Annotated in this window: 6 protein-coding genes; 1 reads left to right on the top strand and 5 read right to left on the bottom strand. The window is 51.1% G+C overall.

Annotated elements, in window-relative coordinates; all coding sequences use genetic code 11:
- The first annotated feature begins 431 nt into the window (after window positions 1-431).
- Window positions 432-1,028 carry a TetR/AcrR family transcriptional regulator C-terminal ligand-binding domain-containing protein gene (locus AC1DVH_RS26290; RefSeq protein ID WP_477756254.1) on the top strand — a complete coding sequence of 199 codons (597 nt, stop codon included), beginning with the start codon at window positions 432-434 and terminating at the stop codon, window positions 1,026-1,028.
- A gap of 114 nt (window positions 1,029-1,142) precedes the next feature.
- Here the strand turns inward: AC1DVH_RS26290 and kce are convergent, their stop codons facing one another.
- From kce to AC1DVH_RS26265, 5 genes are all read right to left on the bottom strand, one after another.
- Window positions 1,143-2,069, bottom strand: coding sequence for a 3,5-dioxohexanoate:acetyl-CoA acetone transferase (kce, locus tag AC1DVH_RS26285; RefSeq protein WP_223457555.1), 927 nt, complete (start codon window positions 2,067-2,069; stop codon window positions 1,143-1,145).
- Entirely contained in the window at window positions 2,066-2,605 is a 540-nt protein-coding gene (locus AC1DVH_RS26280) for a cupin domain-containing protein (RefSeq protein ID WP_223457553.1), read from the bottom strand. The genes kce and AC1DVH_RS26280 overlap by 4 nt, the downstream gene beginning before the upstream one ends.
- Window positions 2,606-2,661: 56 nt before the next feature.
- Complete coding sequence (locus AC1DVH_RS26275) at window positions 2,662-3,132, bottom strand: PaaI family thioesterase (RefSeq protein ID WP_477756253.1); 471 nt, start codon at window positions 3,130-3,132, stop codon at window positions 2,662-2,664.
- A gap of 11 nt (window positions 3,133-3,143) precedes the next feature.
- On the bottom strand, window positions 3,144-4,133 hold the full coding sequence (locus AC1DVH_RS26270) for a fumarylacetoacetate hydrolase family protein (RefSeq protein WP_477756252.1): 990 nt from the start codon (window positions 4,131-4,133) through the stop codon (window positions 3,144-3,146).
- Between the two features lie 13 nt (window positions 4,134-4,146).
- The coding region (locus tag AC1DVH_RS26265) for an ABC transporter substrate-binding protein (protein ID WP_477756251.1) at window positions 4,147-4,686 on the bottom strand (540 nt) is incomplete at its 5' end.

Raw genomic sequence — 4,686 nt, 5'->3', positions numbered from 1 at the left:
GGGAAGAGCCGTCCTTGACCAACTGTTCATGGAGCGCGCGCTTCAGGTCAATGACCCGGCGCTCCTCTGGGACTACCAGCACCAAACGAGCTTCCGCGCCGTCAGGCCCGTTAACAGAAATTCGGCCGAGCTTCATGTGATCTCCCTCTTTTTATTGACTAAATGAGCCTGAATCAGGTCTGTAGGGCTCAAATCTATACGACACGAACCGTTTTGTAAAGAGCAAAAACCAGGATGGGTATCGATTGATTCCTGTGGCTCTAGCCAGACCCTTTTCCTGGCTAGAGCCACAGGGACTTGAGGGAACCGAAACAGCTGAGGTGGCAATTTAGCTAGACAAACAATATACTATTCGTCTCGTTTCGTTTCGTTTTTAAGATTGTACAATGAATCAGTCAGACCACTTCAAGCCCTCAGAACCAAAGAGCCCAATGCAGGTCAAGAAAACCTCATCGCCTGCTGGACGCCCTCGCAGTGAAGCGACGCGTCGACAGATCCTGGAGGCTGCTATCAGCCTTCTTCAGGACAAATCGATTCAAGCGATATCTATCGAAGCAATAGCTCGAGAGGCTGGTGTCAGTAAGGCGACCATTTATCGATGGTGGGAATCTAAGGCTTCTGTGGTCATCGATGCGTTTATTGAGCAGCATTTGGTAAAAACAACGCTTCCTCGAGGAATGCGCCCACGCGACGCCATAGCACATCATTTCCGTTCTTTGGTGATGCAGTATTCGGGATGGCCTGGCCGGCTCGTCGCTCAAATCATTGCCGAGGGTCAATCTGATCCTGCCATTCTTCGAGTCTTCCGTGAGCGATTTCATTACGGCCGCAGAGCAGTCGTCAGAGAGATGCTTGAAGAGTGGAAAAACAGCGGCGACATTTCAAAAGATTCAAATCTCGAAGCGCTAATGGACTTGATCTATGGGCCGGTTTATATGCGCCTGATGATAGGTCACGCCCCTCTGGACGAATCCTTTGCTGAATCGCATATCAATTACATATGCGAATTGCTGGGCTCTAAATTCTGAAGATCGTTATAGTTTCCAAAATACAATGCCGGCCTGATGGCCGGCATTTGTATTTCACAACAGAGTCAATGCTTTATCTACAGGATGCCCAGCCACTTGGTGGGCCAGCTGGATCTAGAACGCAGTATTTGTCTTTCCTTTTAGCGCGAGCATTTCCCTGGCCTCTTGAGGCGTAGCGATTTCAAATCCCAACTGCTCCACGATACTTCGGATTTTCCGCACTTGTGCGGCATTAGAAACCGCCAACTCACCGCGCCCAATGTACAAGCTATCTTCAAGACCCACTCTGACGTTGCCGCCCATAATGGCCGCGAGAGTCGCTAGTGGCATCTGGTCTTTACCTGCGCCCAATACCGACCAGTGATACTGATCACCAAATAGACGATCTGCGGTTCGCTTCTGATGCATCACATCTTCGATATGAGCCCCCATGGCACCACGCAAACCAAAAATTGTCTGGATGAACAACGGCGGCTTAACCAGTCCTTTATCCAGGAAATACTTTAGCGTGTACAAGTGGCTGACGTCGTAACACTCGAACTCAAAGCGGGTACCGGTATCCCCAATGGTTCGCAGGATCCATTCGATATCGGAAAAAGTATTGCGGAAGACAAGATCCTTTGTGGCATTAAGATGTTCCACTTCCCAACTGTAACGCCACTCTCGATCCTTGCTGGCCATTTCGGAAAGGTTTAGGTTTATAGACCCCATGTTCAGGGAGCACATCTCCGGTTGCAGCGCAACACCTGCCGCCGCACGCTCGCTAATTGCCATTCCCGGGCCTCCACCGCCCGTAGAAATGTTCACGATGGCATCCGTTTCGGCCTTAATTCGAGACACGAACTGACGGAAGATTTCAGGATCGCCAGTGGGCCGACCATCCTCAGGGTTTCGGGCGTGAAGATGAACGATCGCCGCTCCCGCTTTTACTGCTTCGATCGCCTGATCGCCAATCTCTTCGGGAGTAACCGGCAGATGAGGAGACATCGACGGCGTATGAGCACCACCTGTGATAGCGGCGGTTATGATAATTTTTCTCACAGTTTTTCTCCTTCTTTCAGCGCTAACAGGACAAACAGCATTCGACAGTTACGCCCTGAACGATTCGACCAACTGTGGTTCGTTGCGCGCTGTACCAGTACGTCTCCTGGCCGCATAACGGTCTCACCGTGATCCATCATCGCGACAATCTCGCCCTCGAGTACCACGGCGTAATCAAGCGATTCCGTTTTGTGGAACCAGAAATGTCGAGGCTTCTTCTTGTCGCGAACACCTTCGTTATCGAGAAATTCGACCAACTTTTCTTGGTCATAAGCCTCGTCTGGTGGGAAGTCGACTATCCGAAGAAGCGAACCATCCTCAGAATGAAAACCAAATTTGTGTCCGGCTGGCGCTGGATCCAAGCCGTCCGCGCGCCCCGCACCCGTTGCCCAAACGACTTGTGCGACCGGTTTACCAGCTTGTGCCAGAACATTTGGAGTATTGGCGTCACTGGTGAAAATCGACTCACCAGCTTCGTTATGACCAGTGACAATTCTCCGTACTGGCTTATAGGCCACTTCGGTAATGTTATTCATCATGAAGCCTCAAAAACGGTTCGTTTAGTTTCGTAATTAACTAAATTTTTTTTGACTCATGCCGCCTTTAGGCGACTCACCGGCATAACCACAAATGTTGCTGACGAACTGGCGACCAGCACTTCTCGCTGAGGGTCATGAAGTTCGGCTCTGGCGAATGCAATCTGACGACCCACACGCTCAACTGTTGCCTTTGCTTTCAACAACGACGGTTTCGCAGCCGCCTGCATATTCACCGTAATACTGGTAGTGGCACAGGTTTGCCCGCAGGGCAGCATGCTGAGCACTGCAAAAGCCATGGCATAGTCGAGCATGGTCATCAAGGTGCCACCGGCTATAACACCATTTCCCTGAATGGCTGTTACTGGCGCTTCGAAACTGAGTTCGACAGCTCCAGGGTGGCCATGAACCAACCGAGCGCCAAGCGCACTTAGTCCAGCAGTCAATTCAAACGGGATGTCGAATTGGGCCTCTGAAATAACACGCTCCAAAAAGGCCCGATCTGGATTGTCATCGATCGTTTGCATAATACGTTACCTCAACCTGGATAGCTGATGCACTTCTGCCGCTGCTCACCCAGTCCGGCAATWGTGCCAACCATAATATCGCCGTCGCGCAAGAAACGATTGTAATGAGTTCCATTGCCTGCAGGGGATCCGGTACAAATCACATCACCTGGCAATAGCTTTGCGTACTTCGAGATGTATGCAATTTGTTGTTCAATTCCAAAAAGCATATCTGCAGTCGTCTCATCCTGCATTGTTTTGCCGGACACTGTCAGTTGCATCGAGAGGTTGTGTGGATCTTCAACGAACTGCTTGGGAACCAGATACGGACCAAGCGGAAGAAAGCCTGGCTGCCCTTTCGATCTCAGCCAGTCGGTACCGAGCATCTTGTAGTCAGTGCGTGGAATCAGGTCACGAGCCGAGATATCATTGATGATCGTATAACCGGCGACATAATCCATGGCCTCTTCCGCCCGGATATTGTACCCCTCCTTGCCTATCACTACGGCCAATTCCAACTCCCAGTCCGGCTTGCTGGTAGTGGGTGGAAGTACCAAGTCCTCATAGGCACCCGAAATTGCAGAGACTGGCTTGGTGAATACATAGGGTTCTCCATTAGCCACCCTCTGATCCATCATATCTTCGGCCCACTTCCTCAGTTCTTCCTTGCTCAGCCCTTCTGGTCCGACATTTGAATCAACGGTCAAATCCACTACATGCTTTCGATAGTTTGCGCCTGTGCAGAACACTTGCCGCGGCAGGTCAATCGCAGGGCGAAACGTGAGTTGATCTTCATTATACCAAGAGGAAGTAATGGCTTTACTCACAATCGATTCGAGCGCGGCGCAGCTGGCATCCCAGTTTTCCAGTAGCGACAGCACATTTTTTTCTCGGAGAATATCAACCCCGAACTCCTCAGCCACACTGCTGACTGGAACAACTTTCCCGTCGACAACCAGACCAGCAAAGCGGTGCTGCGGATTGGTTTTTAAAGAAAATGTACCGAGCGAGAACTTCTTCATGTGCACCTCCGAATTATTGTAAGAATGAGCCGTCGACAATTTGCTCATAGGTAAAATCCGCGCCGGGTAACCCAAGCAGCGCTCTCTGTCCAATAAGAAGTTCAATACCCTCGCGAGAAGGCGTCAGAGTTCCAGGGAATGTATTCACCAGTGCTGTTACTGCTTCGACAGGCATGCCAAGTACCTCCAAAGCCTCTGTCAGCTTTGCCGTGTCGCTAGGCAGGGTCGTTAGCGTTGCGTTGAGGATGCGTACCCACGCTTTCAGCGCTTCATTCGCATGACTCACCGATTTCCTCACGACCAATCCTTGACCTGGAAAATTGGCAAATACATCCTGAATTGTTGCAATTTTCTTGAGTCCCCGCTGAACCGCCATGGTGTCGAACGGCGGCCCGAGCAAGGTCGCATCACCCTCCCCCGCAACAAGAGCCGTAAACCGCTCACGCACCCCGCCAACGGGTGTCAGGCGATAGTCGTCAGCACCGAGTCCTGCTTCCTTGAGTAGCGCTCGAAGGGCAATGACAAAACCGTTCTCGGGGGCATCCACCAGAAT

Source organism: Pseudomonas sp. P4_C3, assembly GCF_056402075.1.
Note: the sequence above shows the minus strand (reverse complement) of the source record. Positions and strands in the feature narration are given on the sequence as shown.